General features: G+C 35.4%; 12 protein-coding genes. 8 read left to right on the forward strand and 4 right to left on the reverse strand.

Going from position 1 to position 16062, the window contains the following annotated elements; genetic code table 11:
* Positions 1-35: 35 nt before the first annotated feature.
* Both A8L32_RS07590 and A8L32_RS07595 read left to right on the forward strand, forming a co-directional pair.
* Positions 36-1469, forward strand: coding sequence for an MATE family efflux transporter (locus A8L32_RS07590; RefSeq protein WP_083631221.1), 1434 nt, complete (start codon positions 36-38; stop codon positions 1467-1469).
* A gap of 382 nt (positions 1470-1851) precedes the next feature.
* Positions 1852-2397, forward strand: a complete 546-nt coding sequence (locus A8L32_RS07595; RefSeq protein ID WP_066629697.1) for a GNAT family N-acetyltransferase — start codon at positions 1852-1854, stop codon at positions 2395-2397.
* Between the two features lie 437 nt (positions 2398-2834).
* Here A8L32_RS07595 and A8L32_RS07600 read toward each other — a convergent pair whose 3' ends face one another.
* A complete protein-coding gene (locus A8L32_RS07600) occupies positions 2835-3704 on the reverse strand; it encodes a DMT family transporter (RefSeq protein ID WP_066629699.1) in 870 nt (289 codons plus the stop codon).
* Between the two features lie 112 nt (positions 3705-3816).
* Here A8L32_RS07600 and A8L32_RS07605 point away from each other — a divergent pair, with 112 nt between their 5' ends.
* Positions 3817-4635, forward strand: a complete 819-nt coding sequence (locus tag A8L32_RS07605; RefSeq protein ID WP_066629702.1) for a prohibitin family protein — start codon at positions 3817-3819, stop codon at positions 4633-4635.
* An 89-nt stretch (positions 4636-4724) separates the two neighbouring features.
* On the opposite strand, the gene A8L32_RS07610 is transcribed toward A8L32_RS07605, so the two are convergent.
* Positions 4725-5732: a DUF4097 family beta strand repeat-containing protein gene (locus tag A8L32_RS07610; RefSeq protein WP_066629705.1), complete on the reverse strand. Its 1008-nt coding sequence runs from the start codon at positions 5730-5732 to the stop codon at positions 4725-4727.
* A gap of 275 nt (positions 5733-6007) precedes the next feature.
* On the opposite strand from A8L32_RS07610, the gene A8L32_RS07615 reads away from it, so the two are divergent.
* From A8L32_RS07615 to A8L32_RS07635, 5 genes are all read left to right on the forward strand, one after another.
* Positions 6008-6898 (forward strand): glycosyltransferase, encoded by an 891-nt coding sequence (locus A8L32_RS07615; protein ID WP_083631222.1) that lies wholly within the window; start codon positions 6008-6010, stop codon positions 6896-6898.
* Positions 6899-6924: 26 nt separating this feature from the next.
* Positions 6925-8565: a hypothetical protein gene (locus A8L32_RS07620; RefSeq protein ID WP_066629710.1), complete on the forward strand. Its 1641-nt coding sequence runs from the start codon at positions 6925-6927 to the stop codon at positions 8563-8565.
* 344 nt (positions 8566-8909) lie between these two features.
* Positions 8910-10118: a hypothetical protein gene (locus A8L32_RS07625; protein ID WP_066629712.1), complete on the forward strand. Its 1209-nt coding sequence runs from the start codon at positions 8910-8912 to the stop codon at positions 10116-10118.
* 86 nt (positions 10119-10204) lie between these two features.
* On the forward strand, positions 10205-10753 hold the full coding sequence (locus A8L32_RS07630) for an FMN-binding protein (protein WP_066629714.1): 549 nt from the start codon (positions 10205-10207) through the stop codon (positions 10751-10753).
* 237 nt (positions 10754-10990) lie between these two features.
* A complete protein-coding gene (locus A8L32_RS07635; RefSeq protein ID WP_075590276.1) occupies positions 10991-11182 on the forward strand; it encodes a hypothetical protein in 192 nt (63 codons plus the stop codon).
* Between the two features lie 160 nt (positions 11183-11342).
* Here A8L32_RS07635 and A8L32_RS07640 read toward each other — a convergent pair whose 3' ends face one another.
* Positions 11343-12038, reverse strand: a complete 696-nt coding sequence (locus tag A8L32_RS07640; protein ID WP_143525036.1) for a zinc metallopeptidase — start codon at positions 12036-12038, stop codon at positions 11343-11345.
* A gap of 64 nt (positions 12039-12102) precedes the next feature.
* The gene (locus A8L32_RS07645) at positions 12103-15900 is read right to left on the reverse strand and encodes a sensor histidine kinase (RefSeq protein WP_083631223.1); all 3798 of its coding nucleotides are present in this window, start codon (positions 15898-15900) and stop codon (positions 12103-12105) included.
* Positions 15901-16062 lie beyond the last annotated feature (162 nt).

Below are 16062 nucleotides of genomic sequence, written 5' to 3' on the forward strand. Positions count from 1 at the left end.
TTTATCCCAACGTTTTATATTACAACGACATCAAAATGACTGAAATAAAAACAACTCAACAACAGCATAACTTATCGCAAAGATTCCTTTCTCTTTGCAAAAATATTTGGGAAGCCTTAATGGGCACCTCCCACGATTACACGCAAATTAAACTCAGCAAAGCCATCTTTTTACTGGCCATCCCCATGGTGTTAGAAATGGTGATGGAATCGATCTTTGCCATTGTAGACATCTACTTTGTTTCTAAATTAGGTGCCGATGCGGTTGCCTCCGTTGGAATTACAGAATCGATCATCACCATCGTTTATTCCATCGCTTTTGGTTTAAGTATGGCAACAACCGCCCTAGTAGCACGCCGAATTGGAGAAAAGAGACCTGTAAGAGCGGCTCATATCGCTTGGCAAGCCATTACAGCAGGTATTATCATATCATTGCTAATTGCGGTTCCTGGCGCTATTTTCTCCAGACAGATATTGCAACTCATGGGAGCATCCAATACCTTAATTGAAGACTTTGGAGGATATGCTACTATTATGCTGGCTGGCAATGTGGTAATCATGCTCATTTTTACTAACAATGCTATTTTTAGAGGAGCAGGAGACGCTGCTATTTCGCTTAAAATATTGGTGATTGCCAATGGCTTAAATATCATCTTAGACCCTGTTTTAATTCTAGGATTAGGACCATTCCCAGAACTAGGTATCGAAGGTGCAGCTTGGGCTACTAATATTGGTCGCGGTGTAGCCGTATTGGTTCAGTTTTATATTCTATTTAAAGGTTCTGCCCGAGTTAAACTTCTTAAAAACAAACTTAGGTTTGAATGGAAAAGAATATGGAAGGTACTGAACATCGCTTCTGGCGGAATATTTCAATCGTTGATTGCTACAGCCAGCTGGATAGGTTTGGTTCGCATAGTTTCAAGCTTTGGTAGCGAGGCCGTGGCTGGATATACCATTGCCATTAGAATTATCATTTTCGTTCTGCTTCCCTCATGGGGATTAAGCAATGCTGCATCTACTCTGGTAGGGCAAAATCTGGGTGCTAAACATCCTGAAAGAGCCGAAAAATCGGTATGGTTTACAGCCAAAGTAAATATGATATTCTTAGGATTAATCAGTACTATATTTATTGCTTGGCCTACTTTTTTTATTGAGCTTTTTACGCAAGAGCCAAACATTATTAAAATAGGGAGTCAGTGTTTAAGAATAGTAAGTTTTGGTTTTATATCATATGGTTTAGGAATGGTGTTGGTACAGTCTTTTAACGGAGCTGGCGACACTAAAACACCTACCAAAATAAACTTGGTGGCCTTTTGGATGATTGAAATTCCCACTGCTTACGTACTCGCAACCTACACATCGCTTGGTTATCAAGGTGCATTTTTAGCAATCATTATTGCCGAAGTAACCATGACCAGCATTGCCTTTATCTTATTTAAAAGAGGCAAATGGAAAAACACTCAAGTATAAAAAGTAATTAGTTATTTGCTGTTAGCTATTGGTATAACATCCAGTAGCTAATGGCTACTATTTGCCAGTATGTATATACTAACCTGAGTTCGACATAAAATTATTGGCTCAGATCACTTATAAATATAAAGTTTCAAGGAATGTTAGTGAAGACGCAGCGGGCTAAGACAAACTAATATGACGATGAAAATTGATGTTTTTTTAGTGAAACAACATTGTTTTTTCTTACATAATCAATTTACTACTTTAAATTTTCTCACCATAGCTCGCTATGCTTATCAAATTTGCATTGTAAATCAATCATCTAAGAAAATCTGAGCTCTTTAATTTTAATTTAACTCAGGTTATTAATACTGGCAACAATAAAAACACCCTTTAGAAAATGAAAATTGCAACAAGCATACACAAAACAAAACAAGAAAATCAGATTACAATTAGAGAAGCTGAACCTGAAGATGCAACTCAACTAATAGAATGTGCAAAATCCTACCTAAAAAATGGTTTTATTCCATTAACAGAAAGCGAATTTAAACCTACAATCAAGGAGCGCGAGGAATGGATTAAAGATTTCATAAACAACGAAAATAGTCTTTTACTTGTAGCAGAAAGTCATGGAACTATTATCGGAAACATTGACCTCACCGCTCAAAAACGAAAGATGTTGAATCATACTGTACATGTTGGAATGGGAATTCACCAAGATTGGCAAAATCAAGGCATTGGAGCGCTCATGATAAACACCATTAAAGAATGGAGCACTAAAAATCCTGCGATAGAAGTTTTATGGCTTCAAACATTTAGTAACAACATAGGTGCAATCCATCTTTACAAAAAGTTTGGTTTCATAGAAAATGGAAGGCAAAACAAATTTATCAAAACAGAAAATGGCGAATATATTGACAATGTTATAATGACACTAAACCTATAAAAGAGGCCAAACCTTTAACTTTATCCGTTTCTTAACATCTAGGTTAAATTCAATTAAAGTAGCTACTATACTTTAGCATCAGAAACAAAAGGTTTTTACCCAATAAAAGTAGGTTACCCCAAAGGAAGGGTAACAGTTTATTATGGTAAGAACTTTTTTTATGCCCTTAAGTTTGGTAAAGCTTTTTTTGATTTTTGAAAATCGTTTCATATTAAGTCTCATTTATCGAATATTAAAATCATCCTAAACACATAAATGGTCATGATTTAAAAATTACTTAACGCGACTTTAACCTTGAGTTAATGCAATAGCTATACATTTGTAATGTAAACGAAAGGTTTTTACCAGATAAAAGTAGGTCACTCCGATGGAAGGGTGACAGTTTATTAAGGTAAGGACTTTTTTTATGCCCTTAAGTCTGGGCTAATACTCCACTCCTACCAAGGCTTAAAAAACTTAAACCTGATAGACTTTGTAGATATCACACCCACACAAGCAAGCACCACAAGAGCTGCTCCACTTAATTCTCTTACACTTAGCACCTCATCAAAAAATAAGTAACCCAATATAATATTCAGCACAGGCACCATCATATGCATTGACGACCCTCGTGAAACAGGTACATATTTATAACCTTCAGTCATTACCAACTGTCCAATGGCAGAAACAACACCTAACGCTATTAAAATTACTGCTATTGACATATCACTTTGCTGCGACGCAGCCGTAGAAGGAAACAAAAACAGCCAAAAGCCAATAATACTTTGTGCAAAAAAAATGGCATACGAAGAATCAGTATTGTGCAACTTTTTAACCAACACAACAGAGACGGCAGATAGTAAAGAACTGGCCAATGCTATTAATTCATATTTGGATACTTCACTAAACTTCATCCCTGATTTTACCGAGAGAAGAAAAATACCACCAAATGCCATCAACACAAATACCCATTGCACAAGTCGGACCTTCTCTTTAAAGAACAACACACTAAAAAGTGTAGCAAAAACTGGATACGAATAAACTATAACAGTGGCCTTACCTACGCCTAAATGTACAATAGAATAGTACAACATAAATACCGCTAATCCTCCCGTAAAACCTCGCAACAGCAACAAAGGACTATTCACAAAATTGAGTTTAATACGCCCTGTCATGGCCAAAATACCTAGTATGCCCACTCCCACGGCAAAACGCGTAAACGTAGTTACTGTAGAGTCTACTTGCGGTATCATTTTTACCAAAGCAGACATAAGTGCAAACGAAATAACCGAAGCTAAAATCAGTAAATACCCTTTAATTTGTTGCATTACTTTTCCTGATTAAAAAATTCTGAACGAAGATAAACAAAACAAGAACCAACTCCCTTAATTATATTTTGTAGATTTAACATCGTAAACAACATTATTAAATATTTGAACTATGAACAACAAAGTATCACCCATCATTTTAGGACTATTTATAGGTGCCATTGTACTTCTTGTCATTTTTAGCAGCCGTATGTTTCACATTTTACAACCAGGCGAAAGAGGTGTTGTATTTAAACCTTATACTATGGGTTTAGATGTTGATAACATTAAAGCTGCTGGATTAACAGTGATTGCTCCTTGGAACCAAATGATCGTATACATAGTTAAGGAACAAACCCGTGAAGAAACCATGGACGTGTTGGATAAAAACAGTATGTCAATTAATATGGATATCACCGTTCGTTTTAATCCTATCTACAACAAAATTGGACCTCTACATCAGAAATTTGGGAAAGATTATATCAATGTACTGGTTATCCCAGAAATTCGTTCTGTGGTGCGCAGTGTAACTGGTAGGTATACTGCCGAGGAGCTTTTCTCGACCAAGCGTGCTGAAGTGGAAGATTTAATTGCTTCTGAAGCGTCACAAGTTCTTAAAGACAATAACATTGAACTTAGAGCTTTATTAATTCGCTCTATTCAATTACCTGCCCAAATCAAGGCGGCTATTGAAAATAAATTGCAGCAAGAGCAGGAAGCTTTAGCTTATCAATTTAAATTGGATAAGGAACGCAGTGAGGCGGAAAGAAGATCAATTGAGGCAGAAGGTATTGCTAATTATAACCGAATTATTAGTGCTAGTTTATCAGCTAACATCCTTAAGCAAAAAGGTATTGATGCTACTTTAAAATTAGCTGAATCACAAAATTCGAAAGTAGTGGTTATTGGCTCTGGAAAAGATGGATTGCCAATGATATTAGGGAACAACTAAAAAGTTAAAAACAAGACAAACGAAAGGGCTCACATTTTTTTACGATGTGAGCCCTTTTCTTCTCTAGTTACCATACATAGAGTTATACTTTAATAGTAAGCCTGACTTCCAGAAGTACTGGTGCCTGTAATTACTATACTTCCTTTTCCTACTTTAAGCGATTTCTTTTTCGATTTACCCATAGCTCTTAAATATGAGTTGTTCGACTTTAATACAAAGGCCAAATCCTTCTTAGTGTTCATCTGCATTTTAATATTTCCTTCGGTAGAAGTAAAAGAAGAAGATGCTGTAAACTGAACACGCGTTCCTGTTATATTACCCGTAGATGATTGCACCTTATAGCTTCCATTGGTATTAAAAAGCTTGATGTCGCCATTAAAGCTTCGACAAATAATGTTGCCTGTAGCAATCGATAATTTGGTATCTCCGTTGGTTGATTTCAAAGAAATTTCACCTTCTACATTCTCCACTTCCATATTGCCTTCACCTCCATCTAGTACAAGATTTCCTTTTACATGATTAACTACCAAGGTTCCTTTAGCACATCCAACATCCGCATTACCTGCCAGATTATTAATTATAACTGCACCTGATTTTGTTCTGGATTTTAAGTCTCCTTGAAATTCATTAACCGTTAAGTCTCCTGCTGGTGAAGTGGAAGATACACTCCCTTCAATATTTTTTAATACCACATGCCCCGATCTGGATACCACTTTAATGCTCACACCTGATAAATTTTCAGCAACCGTTTTACCCGACTGACTAGTAACTTCTATAGCCACACCAGTAGGTACAGTTAACTTAATCTCACCCCAGTGCGATTTCCATTGCTCTGGCTTTATCACATTTATTTTTAAGGTTCCTTCTTCCTCTAAAAATTCAAACTTGTAGGCTTCCCTATTTTCTGCCGATTTAATTACACCATTAAAACCAGTATCTGCACTTTCTGACTTATTAATTGTCAGGGCACAAAAATCTGAGTTAATTATGATATTATTAAAACCACTAAATGTTTTTTCGCTTTCCGTAGCAATTTCTTGCGCTACTCCATACACACAAAATACAATGCTTATTAAACTAAGTATAAGTCTTCTCATATATCACTTTATTTAAGTTTATTTGTTACAACACAAAATAGTTACGATAGGAGTTTTTTTTAGTTTCAAGTTTTGTTTTATTTGTATGATATGCATCAATAGTTCAAAAAGCATTATTCATTTTATGATAATTGACTTTTATGGATTTATAAGCTTCAATTACCTAATAATCCCTTATTTTGTGAGTAAATTAGTTACTTTTACAATTATCTAATTGTCGCGCGGTGGATTTCAGCAAATTAAAAATTCTTTTTGTATATAGTAGCCAAGGACTTATGGCTAGGACTCATCTTGTTAAAACACAAGGTAAATCGCTTCAAAAAACAGGAGCGGAGATTGAGTATTACGACATCACTGGAGAAGGATTTTTTTGTTATATATCACACATTAAGAAACTCAAAAAGTTTATTGAGGAAAGAGACTTTGATTTAGTACATGCTCAATTCGGCTATTCGGGTTTCACCGCTGCCTTTGCGGGTAAAAGACCGTTAATAGTATCTATCATGGGTTCCGATTTTAGGTTGGAAAAAACTGCCGCTAGAATCACTCGATATTTTGCTAAAATATTCTGGGACTTTACTATTGTAAAGTCGCCAAAAATGCACGCTACACTGCGAATACCTAAGTCCAACATCATACCCAACGGCATTAATTTCAGACGCTTTCGACCTATCGATAGGGAAATTGCACGTCGTCAAGCGAGTTTTAATTCTTCAGCCCATGTGCTATGGGTATCTGACCCAGAAAGAAAAGAGAAAAACTTTGCGCTAGCCAGAGAAGCTTTTACACATATAGAAACGGAAGACATAGAGCTAACCATTGTCAATAATATTGAGATTGATAAAGTTCCTTCTTATTATTATGCAGCGGATGTATTGTTGCTTACCTCAAAATGGGAAGGTTCTCCAAGTGTGGTTAAAGAGGCTATGGCCTGTTCACTGCCCATCGTTTCAACCGATGTTGGTGATGTAGCTGAAATAACCAAAGATGTGGATGGCTGCTTTATTGTTGAAAGCGACCCCGAAGAAATAGCCAATGCTTTAGAAACAGCCTTGCACTTTGGCAAAAGAACGAATGGTCGCGAAAAAGTAAAGTATATGGATGTTGAATTTATCTCAGAAAGATTACTTGACACTTACAGAAAAGTACTTAAAAACAAAGCTTAATTTTAGATTCTCCTAAACCTCATATAATGATTCAATTAAAATTGAAAGTTTTAATTCTTTTATTAATTAACCTCATTCTTTCAACTCACCTTGTTCATGCGCAACACGTACCTTATCATTTAGATAATGAAGTTGTTTATGACTTTATTGACGAACTGGCCAACAAGGGTATTATTGACGTGAATACTTGCGTAAAGCCATACTCAAGAATGCAGATTGCAGAATTCTTAGCACAAGCTAAAGTCAACAATTCCCTTACTCAAAGGCAAAAAGAGGAGGTTGATTTTTACCTAAAAGATTTCAACAAAGAACTTAAGGTTGGCAAGGATTTTAAAAAGCGATTTGATATTTTTTACCATAGTGACTCAACTTTTAAATTTTCGGTAAATGCCATTGCTGGTGGAAGAGGATATTACAACTCGAATGGCTTTGTGCAACATCGATGGAACGGAGCTGAGTTTTTCGGTTATATTGGTAAAAACTTATCCTTTTATGGTAGCCTACGCGACAATTACGAAAGCGAAGCTCTAGGTGGTCCGCAATACATAACCCAACACACTGGAGCCGTTTATAAATTAGGTGCAGATAGCAAAGATTATAGCGAAGCCAGAGGTGGAATTATTTACAACTGGAAAAGTGGTAGCGTTGGTATTGTTAAGGATCATTATACGTGGGGAAACAATTACAATGGCTCTAATATTATGTCGGGTCGTACACCTAGTTTTGCCCAGTTTAAATTTAACCTTAAACCTATTGATTGGTTCGAACTCAACTATACGCATGGCTGGTTAGCTTCCGAGGTGGAGGACAGTAGCAGATCATACAATTTATATGAAGATACCCGCAGAGTATTCACCAACAAGTTTATTGCTGCCAACCTCTTTACTTTCAAGCCTTGGAAAAAACTAAATTTCTCCATCGGAAACAGTATTATTTATAGTGATGGTAATGTTAATGCGGCATTCTTTATCCCAGTACTTTTTTACAAATCGGTAGACCACTCTTATAATGGCTCACGAAATAGTGCAGGCCACAATACTCAAATGTATTTTGATATCAGTAGTCGTCAAATTAAAAACGTTCACCTGTACACCAGCTTATTTATCGATGAAATATCTATTTCAAAGATGTTTGACGAAGACGAGCATTCTAATCATATCAGTTTTAAAGTTGGCGGACGGGTTACCGATATACTGCCCAACTTAAGTACTACTTTTGAATACACCAGAACCAATCCTTTTACCTATACCCATTTTATTCCTTCATTAACCTACGAAAGCAATAAGTATATGATGGGAAATTACCTCAAGGATAATGCAGAAGAATATTTTCTATCTGCCAGATACAAACCCATTAAAGGTTTAGATATTAAATTATCTTACACCTACTTTAGAAAAGGGAAAGACAACCAGAAAGAACTAGAAGAAAGTGGAGAGATTACCAACCTATGGGGTGACGACAGAAAAGGGTATCCGTTTTTAGTTGAAGAAAGATATAGAAAGAGCGCACTTAAGCTTAGGTTGTTGTACCAAATCATCAATGACGCATACATATTTACCGAGATAGAATCCTACCAATTCTCTGGAGAGGATACAGAAATATATACTCCTGAACCTTATTTAAATGACGATAAGATGTTTGTTTTTGGATTAAACTTTGGGTTTTAACCGAGAACCGTAAATTCTTAACATCGCAAAAAGAACAAAAGTCTAGCATATCAGTAGGCTTTTTCTTCTATATACTACTACATCTATCCAGTTCTCACTCATTACTTGTAGGGATAGCATAATGGCTACTACCAAACGAATACCGCACACCATAAACACCTATCCTACTGCAACTTAAACACTAACATCAAAGCCTCTTTTAGAACATTTCGTAAATTAATTCTACTATTAAGCAATTATATACCTAATAATAGGTATTTCCCGCCCGCGCTATTAGGCATACGTTTGTATTGATTTTATACAAGAACACGCTAGCCGAAAAAATATAATTTAATAAATATAAAATGAAAACACTTTACCTTTTTATTGCTCTTTTAGCATGCAGTCTTATCTCTAATGCACAGACACAATCTAGTAATCAAGACAACCAATACTTTAACACTGCCGAAAGATTATTAAGGACGGATGGAAATTTAACCATTGGAGGATATGGCGAAGTTCACTACAATCAAGCATTAGATTCTGATGTAAAAAGCAATGGTTTACTTGATGTTCATCGAATTGTTCTGCTATTTGGATACCAATTTAACGAGCGCACACAGTTTATTACAGAAGTAGAATTTGAGCATGTAAGCGAGGTTTATATAGAGCAGGCTTTTTTACAATACAAAATAAACAACTCATTGAATCTTAGAGGAGGTTTGCTTTTAGCTCCTATGGGAATCATCAACGAATATCATGAACCAAACACATTTAACGGAGTAGAACGTCCACATATTGATAAATTAATTGCTCCTACAACTTGGAGAGAAATTGGGGTTGGTTTTACTGGAAACATAGCTCCAGCTAGCCTTAGGTATCAAGCCTATATCATGAACGGTTTTAATGGTTATGATGAAGGTGGTAAATTTCGAGGTAAAGATGGTTTAAGAAAAGGGCGACAAAAAGGTGCAGAATCATACATCAGTTCGCCTAACCTTGCTGCCAAAGTAGAATATTTTGGAATCAGAGGATTAAACATCGGTTTATCAGGGTATTTCGGAAAATCACAAAGTACGATGTATGATGGTTTGGATAAAAACGACGCTGCTGCTATTGCTGCTGCTGATTCATCTGTAGTAAGTATCAATATGATTGGTGCCGATTTCAGATATTCAAACAGCGGATTTCAACTTAAAGGACAGCTTTATTACAATAGTTTAGGTAATACTAAAGCTTACAACGAATTTACGGGTAAAGATGGTGTTAATAATGATTTAGGTAAATCAATGATTGGCTATTATGCAGAGGTAGGTTATAATGTATTCCGAAGCATGAGTCAGGTAAAAACACAATTAATACCTTTTGTTAGACTAGAAAGTTATGATACTCAGAAAACTTTAGAAGAAGGAATTGAGCGCAACAAATCATATGCTGCCAACGTAATCACAACAGGTTTAACATGGAAAGTGGCGCCCAATGCAGCTTTTAAAACAGATTTACAGTTTGTAAAAACAGATGCAGATGATAAAGCAAAAACTACCTTCAATGCAGGATTTGGCTTAATGTTTTAACATCTAAAATATAATTTACACAATACTTGCTCAAGGGATATTAACTTGAGCAAGTTCTTTTCGTTTGAAAAGTAAAATTTAAACGCATGAATAAAAAAATACTTTTAGTACTGTTACTAGCATTTAATTTTACATCATCTTATATTACAGCTGGCGATTTAGAAATTAACTATAGCCATAGGTCACTCATCAAAGAGCTAGAAAAACAACTTAGTTCTGACACCAGTGCATTAACTGAAATTAAACTAACGGAAGCGTATTACAAAGGTAAGTTCTATGAGCTTAATGGTTCAAATGAGAGTTTTGTATACATAGGAAGAGTTAATAGTTGCCGAGCAGGCGGATGTGCTATCTCTAGCGAAAATAAAGGTCCTTCGGAATACTTTGATTACTTTATATTTTTTGATAAAACGGGCCAGGTTACTTTTGTAAAAATTTTTAACTACGCTGCCACACACGGTCATGAGGTAATGGCTAAAGGGTGGCTAAAACAATATAGGGGCTACAGTAGCAAAAAAAATTTAGAAGTAGGTAAAGAGGTCGACACTATTTCTGGTGCAACCATATCAGTAAATGCAATTACTGAAGACATTAAAATAAAAACTACTTTGCTATCTAATTACCTAGAAAAATAATTGTTTCAACTCAATTTTCAGTTTAAATAACTCGTTTATCATCGATTCTAATTATTTACTCAAAGCTTTAAAAATTTCATCCTAATTATTGAAACATTATTCGTTTAATCATAGTTAAATTAAAATATGGACCATTTTATATAAATGTTTAAAAAATGGTTTCAAAAAATGATTTTTGGCTTCATAATTGATATAAGTATTGAAGTATATTTTATTAACCTTTAAACTAGAAATGTTATGATGGAGAAAGAGACCTCAACGTTAGAAACGGAAATTATTTCTTTTGTATCTAAAAAGCAACAAGTTCACATTGGTGAGATTTTTAAGAATTTAAAAATTTCTCAGAAGAAAGGAATGAATTATGTTATTTCAATGATTAACCAAGGAAAGTTATCGTATGCATCAAACAATCAAGTTACCGCATCATAAAAAAACCGACCAGGTTGAATGCGAGAAACAAGACTCACACATTTAAAACTTCCTTTTATTGATTAATTGGAAGTTTTTTTATGCCCTTTTTTGATGGAATAAAAAAACCTCCTTCCTATAAACTTAGAAAAGAGGTTATATATTATATTATCCTACATAATTAATCACCACTGCCTACATATCGCAATATGTAATATAGCAATGTTACTAATGCAGATAAAGCTGCAACTACATAGGTATAAGCTGCCCACTTAAGTGCATCTTTAGCTTGATCATGAACCTCACCCCTTGCAACTCCACTATCATCCAACCAAACTAAAGCACGCTGTGTTGCATTAATTTCTACAGGAAGTGTAATAAAAGCAAACAAAGTAAAAACAGCATAACAGCCTATTATAATTTGCATGGCTAAGTCGTAAGGCAAAATACCTGGAAGCATCATACCTCCAAAAATCATTACCATAAACATGATATTCAATACTCTTGAACTTACATTTTGAATAGGTACAAGTGCCGACCTCATCTCCAAAGGTGCGTACCCTTCGGCATGCTGAACCGCATGACCACATTCATGTGCCGCCACTGCTGCAGCAGAAACACCTTGCCCTGCATAAACCTCAGGACTCAGATTAACCGTTTTATTGGTCGGATTATAGTGATCTGTCAACTGTCCTCGAACCGAAACTACACGCACATCATGTATATTGTTGTCTCGAAGCATTTTTTCAGCAACATCTCTACCTGTCATTCCATGTCCTAAAGGAATGCGCGAATACTTTTTAAATTTTGATTTTAACCGTGAGCTTACAATCCAACTCAACAGCATAAATCCTACAAATATGATTATTAAACCCATCATTTATCTTTTTAAAAATTTACTTACTGAAGTCATTCTCAAAAACTCTGCCAATTATAAAAACTTAGGCTTTGGGAAACTCCATTATAAACGAAGCACCAAATCCACTGACACTTTCGCAGCGAATACTGCCATTCATTACATCGACATACTTTTTAACGATATACAATCCTAATCCGGAACTTGGCACCTCATGCTCTTCAAAAGCCTCCAATGTACTATACTTTTCAAAGATACGTTCCTTTTGTTCCTCGGTAAATCCAGGCCCTTTATCATGCACTTCAATCCTTACTTTATCTCCTATCTCTAGCACAATAAGTTGTATTACTGATTCCTTAGGAGAGTATCGAATTGCGTTAGATACCAAGTTCTCCATAATCTTCACCAAAAGATTCATATCTAACTCAACCGCAATATCTTTCGCACTTAGATTTATGTTGATGCTTTTCTCATCAGCTCTGGGTCTTAAATTATCCAAAACCCCATTTATCACGGGAAGAATTTCGAAACGATGTGCCTCATAATCAAAATCCTCATTGTCAATATTTTTAACCTCTAAAACCTTACTCACCACTTCATTTTGCTGTTGCAGTATCGCTAGCATATTACTTAAAAATTGCTTTTGATCACCAGAACACTGATTTACAGGATCCTGCATAAAACCTTGCATCTTTCCAATAGCTGCATTCAAAGGCTCCTGCATTCCTTTTACAAACAGCGCGAACAATTGATTTTTTTCAATATTTAACTCCTCTAATTCCTTCTTCTGCTTATCTAACATATCCTTCTCTCCCAAAATATCTTCATGTTTATCCTGCAGATCTCTTTGCTCTTGAACTAAGGTTTGATATTTAGATGCATTTTCAAATGCGATAGAAGCATAATTAGCAATGTTCTTAATAAAGTTAAGATGATAATGCGTATAAGCGTTCTTTTTTAAACTCTGAACCGAGATAACTCCAATAATTTCGTTGGCCGTTTTTAATGGAACATAAATAACCGATTCAGACTCTGCTCCTGTTGGCACTGGGCGAATTTGAGTGATATAATGTTTGTATTCGTTATAAAAATCATTGATAAAAATATCTCTATCATGTGTAAATGAATAAACAGCCAAACGCTCCTTATCTTCTATCAGATATCGTACAAAAGGTTGACGTTCATTTATGATATAAGCGTATGTAAAATCGATGGATTTTTCGTTGGCATTAAACATCCCAACCGAAAAAATATCGGTACTCATCACCTTAGAAACAGAATGATATAACAACTCCGAAATTCGTTCCTCAGAAAGATTGGAGGTAACTAATTGACCAATACTTGTTAAACGCTCTAAATCGTTATTGGCTGCTTGCAAAGACATGGCTTGTTCCTCCAGCTGTAACTTCTGTTCGAGCAGAACATTGGTTTGCGCACTTATCTCTGTCTGATGCTTCTCAATCTCTAACTCCTTTTGACTGAGTTTGGTTTCTAGCTCAAACTTTAAAGACTTTTCTTTCCCAATGCGTATTCTGATTAATAAATAAGCACCGCCAATAAGTAAAATTAACACAATAATCCTTAACACCACATACTGATACCAAGCAGGCCTAATCTCAAACGAGTAAGAAACTCCTTCCTCATTCCAAACACCATCATTATTACAAGCAATTGCTTTAAAAGTATAACTTCCAGGACTCAAGGCAGGATAAAAAGCCATGTTAAAATCATTCTCAGGTGACCAGTTATTTTCGATGGGTTCTAACTTCCATTTGTATTTTGTTTTTTCAGGAACCATATAACTTAAGGCATCAAACACAAAGGCCAAATGGTTTTTATCGTGCGGTAAGCTAAGATTTTCGGGCAATGAGAACCATGGACTTATAGAATCATATTCCGCCTTAAGGGAATCTGATTCCCAATTTGGTTTATCAAAATTCAATAAAACCTTTCGCAGATAAACGGGCGGTTCCAGATAATTGGTGCGCTCAGCTGCAGGATTATACATCATGGCTCCATTAATAGTACCAAACCATAATCTTCCATCTTTATCCAATAAGTTACAGCCCCCATTATTTTCAATTCCAATAAAACCATCATCTTTATCAAAGTTTTGAATAGAAATCACTTTCCCACTCTGATCGATAGTTAGTTTGTCAACTCCATTCTGTGTTCCTGCCCAAATATTTCCTTCATTATCGGCAATGACGGAATAAATATTATCTGACCTTACACCATTCGATGAATCGTAAAAAGTAAAACGCTCTCCATCGTATCTATTTAAACCGCCTGTAAATGTGGCAAACCACAGGTTACCCATTTTATCCTCAGCTGTTTGCAACACCCATGCGGAATTTAATTGATCATTATCCGTAAAATGTACAAAAGATTCATGATCATACTTATAAACACCTTTGGTTGTAGATATCCATAAATTCTTTTTAGAATCGGTGAATAAATTGGTGATAAACGAGGACTTCAAGCCTGAGTTACTTGGTTTAAACCATTCCTTTTTACCGCCAATAGTATACTTGAGTAAACCTGCTCCATAAACAGCAAAATATATAGCATCACCCTGTTTCAGCATATCTATTACAGGAACTTTATTAGCAAAACCATACTTATCACCAACTCGGGTAAACTTTTTATAGTCATATTCATAAAGGCCAGAAAGTGTTGCCAACAAGATGTTTCCGTTTGGAAGGCTCAACATTTTTCTTGTTTGCCCAATATTTTTGTCTTTCGAGGCTTCTAGTTGCTTAACTCTATTTCCATCATATACCGACAAAGTATTACTATCATCTCCTAAGTATATATGTCCATTACGAGCTTGAAAAATACTTCGTATAATATTACCCCCTAATCCGCTATCTTCATTAAAAGAAACAAATTTATCACCGCCATATTTAAACAGACCAGAACCACTTGTTCCAAACCACATATTCCCTTCTCTATCCTCACCAAACGAAGTTACTAATGACGTTTTTAATCCATTGGCTTTGTTAAAAATGGTTGGTTCGTTATCTTTAAAATACACAATTCCTCCTGATGCAACAGCCACCCACACGCCGCCATCTCTATCTTCATAAACTCTAAAAACCTTATCCAAAGGCATATTATTTGGCCAATTGACTTTCTTTGTTTCTCCATCTAAACTTAATTGTAAAAGTTCCTGCGAAAGTCCTTTTTTATCAAAAGATAACACCCATTGATTTCTGTATTTATCTTGCAATAAAGGCACGATAATATGATCTTTCAGTCCGTATTCATCCTTAATTTTAGACTCGTTTATTTTACCATTTTCTATTTCGCAAACACCAGCACTTGTAGATATCATAACTTTTCGAGGCCCAGCCTGCGACATAAAAAATATCTTTTGATCTTTAAATATCTCGGGGTTTTGATCGGTAAAGTTGACGACCTCACCATTAAGAAACTGATAAATCACACGCTTGCCTGTAACTGCTCTAGCCAATGCCCAAACCGATCCATCTACTGTTTCTAAAAATTGTATTCTATCCTGAAATAGGGCCGTATCTGATTTTAAATATGGATGATAATTTTCCCCATCATATTTCACAATGCCCTTAGGCGACCCAATCCATAAGTCGTAATTATTATCACTATAAAGCCCCATGACCAAATCTTCGAGTAAGCCATGTTTTTTGGTGAATATTTCAAACTCTACACCATTAAATCTACACAAACCACCTCCATTGGTCCCCAACCATAGGTATCCAAACTGATCCTCAGCAATATCGTTCACCTCAGATTGTGGCAATCCTTCTTCTAATGAATACTGTCGAAAGAAATGATGCTGCGCCGTTAAAACCAACGGAAACACAAGCATGCAAAAAGCAAAATATATAAATCGTGATCTCATAATATTAAAATAATTAGTATCGAGATAAATAAATCCAGACACAAGACAATGGATTTTGAAAGCTATATCACAGTTTCAAAAACACGGTACCAAATGCACTATTTCAAGCATTTGAAATTTACATTAAACTAAAGGAATCCTTTTTTCGTATCTAAGTTGACA

Origin of the sequence: Labilibacter marinus (assembly GCF_001659685.2) — a bacterium.
In the GTDB taxonomy this organism is placed as follows: domain Bacteria; phylum Bacteroidota; class Bacteroidia; order Bacteroidales; family Marinilabiliaceae; genus Saccharicrinis; species Saccharicrinis marinus.

Excerpts from the sequence above, each read along its gene's own strand:
- A8L32_RS07590 (WP_083631221.1), top strand. The coding sequence starts at position 36 with ATGACTGAAATAAAAACAACTCAACAACAGCATAACTTATCGCAAAGA.
- A8L32_RS07595 (WP_066629697.1), top strand. The coding sequence starts at position 1,852 with ATGAAAATTGCAACAAGCATACACAAAACAAAACAAGAAAATCAGATT.
- A8L32_RS07600 (WP_066629699.1), bottom strand. The coding sequence starts at position 3,704 with ATGCAACAAATTAAAGGGTATTTACTGATTTTAGCTTCGGTTATTTCG.
- A8L32_RS07605 (WP_066629702.1), top strand. The coding sequence starts at position 3,817 with ATGAACAACAAAGTATCACCCATCATTTTAGGACTATTTATAGGTGCC.
- A8L32_RS07610 (WP_066629705.1), bottom strand. The coding sequence starts at position 5,732 with ATGAGAAGACTTATACTTAGTTTAATAAGCATTGTATTTTGTGTGTAT.
- A8L32_RS07615 (WP_083631222.1), top strand. The coding sequence starts at position 6,008 with ATGGCTAGGACTCATCTTGTTAAAACACAAGGTAAATCGCTTCAAAAA.
- A8L32_RS07620 (WP_066629710.1), top strand. The coding sequence starts at position 6,925 with ATGATTCAATTAAAATTGAAAGTTTTAATTCTTTTATTAATTAACCTC.
- A8L32_RS07625 (WP_066629712.1), top strand. The coding sequence starts at position 8,910 with ATGAAAACACTTTACCTTTTTATTGCTCTTTTAGCATGCAGTCTTATC.
- A8L32_RS07630 (WP_066629714.1), top strand. The coding sequence starts at position 10,205 with ATGAATAAAAAAATACTTTTAGTACTGTTACTAGCATTTAATTTTACA.
- A8L32_RS07635 (WP_075590276.1), top strand. The coding sequence starts at position 10,991 with ATGATGGAGAAAGAGACCTCAACGTTAGAAACGGAAATTATTTCTTTT.
- A8L32_RS07640 (WP_143525036.1), bottom strand. The coding sequence starts at position 12,038 with ATGGGTTTAATAATCATATTTGTAGGATTTATGCTGTTGAGTTGGATT.
- A8L32_RS07645 (WP_083631223.1), bottom strand. The coding sequence starts at position 15,900 with ATGAGATCACGATTTATATATTTTGCTTTTTGCATGCTTGTGTTTCCG.